The 1,835-nt window shown below is 69.3% G+C and carries 1 protein-coding gene; it reads left to right on the forward strand.

Features of this window, described 5'->3' with window-relative positions:
• Nucleotides 1-1,835, forward strand: a 1,835-nt coding sequence (locus NKI72_RS34800) for a condensation domain-containing protein (protein ID WP_352852218.1), incomplete at both ends; no start/stop codon positions are given.

Consider the following 1,835-nt stretch of genomic DNA (forward strand, 5'->3'; position numbering starts at 1 on the left):
GCCCGACTACATGGTGCCGGCTGCGTTCGTGCGGCTGGCGGCGCTGCCGCTGACGCCGAACGGCAAGCTCGACCGCCAGGCGCTGCCGGCGCCGGCCGATGATGCCTATGCGCGCACCGCCTATGAGGCGCCGCAGGGCGCGGTCGAGACGGCGCTGGCCGGGATCTGGGCGGAGCTGCTCGGGGTCGAGCGGGTCGGACGCCACGACAACTTCTTCGAGCTCGGCGGCCACTCGCTGTTGGCGGTGCAGCTGATGGAGCGGCTGCGGCGGCTGTCGCTGGGGGTGGAGGTGCGCACCCTGTTCGCCCGGCCGGTGCTTTGCGATCTGGCCGCCAGCCTTGGCAGCCATGACGAGGTGGCGGTGCCGGCCAACCTGATCGGCGAGCAGAGCACGGCAATTACGCCGCAGATGCTGACGCTGATCGATCTTACCCAACAGGAGATCGACCGGATCGTCGCCACGGTGCCGGGCGGGGTCGCCAACATCCAGGACATTTATGGCCTGTCGCCGCTGCAGGACGGCATCCTGTTCCATCATCTGCTGGCGACGAAGGGCGATCCGTATCTGCTGGTCTCGCAGATGGCGTTTGCCGAGCGCGGCCTGTTGGAGCGCTATCTTGGTGCGGTTCAGCAGGTGGTGGACCGGCACGACATTCTGCGTACGGCCTTTGTCTGGGAGGGTCTGTCGAGCCCGGCGCAGGTGGTGTGGCGCAAGGCGGCCCTGGGGGTGCGCGAGGTCGAGCTGGATGAGGATGGCGGTCCCGGTTCCGAGCAGCTGAAGCGGCGGTTCGATCCGCGCCAGTACCGCATCGACCTTGGCCGGGCGCCCTTGATGCGCGTCGTGATCGCGCGCGAGCCCGGCAGCGGGCGCTGGCTGCTGTTGGAGCTGCTGCACCATCTGATCGGCGATCACACGACGCTGGAGATCATGCATGCCGAGGTGCGGGCCGTGCTGGAGAGACGCGCGCATGAGCTTGCCGCGCCGCAGCCGTTCCGCAATCTGGTGGCGCAGGCGCGCCTGGGGGGCGATGCCAAGGCGCATGAGGAGTTCTTCCAGGAACAGCTGGCGGACATCGACGAGCCGACGCTGCCGTTCGGGCTAAGCCAAGTGCATGGCGACGGCAGCGGGGTTGGCGAGGCGCATCGGATGCTGCCGCAGGCGCTCAACGATCGGCTGCGGGCCCAGGCGCGGCGGCTGGGGGTGAGCCTGGCCAGCCTTTGCCATCTGGCCTGGGGTCAGGTGGTGGCGCGCAGCAGCGGCCGAGAGCAGGTGGTGTTCGGCACGGTGCTGTTCGGCCGCATGCATGCCGGTGCGGGCGCCGACCGCGCAATGGGCCTGTTCATCAACACCCTGCCTGTGCGGCTTGACCTCGACGGCACCGGAGTTGAGGAAAGTCTGCGTCTCACCCATGCCCGTCTGGCCGAGCTGCTGGCGCACGAGCATGCCTCGCTGGCGCTGGCGCAACGCTGCAGCGGCGTTGCGGCGCCGGCGCCGCTGTTCGGTGCGCTGTTGAACTACCGCCACAACACGCCGGCGGCCATGGCCGGCTCCAGGACGGACGATGGTCTGTCCGGCGTGGAATGGCTGGGCAGCGAGGAGCGCACCAACTATCCGCTGACGCTGTCGGTGGAGGATTTTGGCGAGGCGCTCGGCCTCACCGCACAGGTGGTGGAGCCGATCTCTGCCGATCGGGTCTGCGGCTACATGCAGCGGGCGCTCGAGCAATTGGCGGAGGCGCTGGAGCGGGCGCCCGACAGGCCGGTGCGGGAGCTGGACATCCTGTCGCCCGAGGAGCGGACCTACCTTTTGGAGGAGCTGAACCGGACGGACGCGG

This window comes from Mesorhizobium sp. M0437, assembly GCF_040321335.1.
GTDB lineage: Bacteria > Pseudomonadota > Alphaproteobacteria > Rhizobiales > Rhizobiaceae > Mesorhizobium.